Origin of the sequence: Paraburkholderia sp. J8-2, from assembly GCF_905220195.1 — a bacterium.
GTDB lineage: Bacteria > Pseudomonadota > Gammaproteobacteria > Burkholderiales > Burkholderiaceae > Paraburkholderia.
In genome coordinates this window covers 1-259 of sequence record NZ_CAJMZA010000157.1, presented here as the reverse complement: position 1 = coordinate 259, position 259 = coordinate 1, and the positions used below count along the sequence as shown (strand labels likewise).

The window sequence follows — 259 nt, the reverse complement described above, 5'->3', positions numbered from 1 at the left end:
ATCGACCACCGCGACGTCCGCACCGCTTTGCGCGATGCCGGTCAGGGCGCTGGCCGCATCCTCGGCTTCGCCAATCACGCTCACATCCGGAATGGCCGACAATGCCTCGGCGATCTTCCTGCGCACTGCGGTCGCATCCTCGACCAGGAAAACCTGCAGGCGCGTGCGGACAGGACTGGCTTTCATGTAGCCAGTATTGGCAACGCCGTCTCAAAAAAATATCGGCGGCGATGGAAATTGACGTACGCGGAACGGAAGG

The 259-nt window shown here is 61.4% G+C and carries 1 pseudogene; it reads right to left on the bottom strand.

What is annotated here, in order from left to right:
* Positions 1-186, bottom strand: a pseudogene (locus U5A52_RS43240) (two-component system response regulator); the annotation flags it as partial.
* Positions 187-259: the final 73 nt, after the last annotated feature.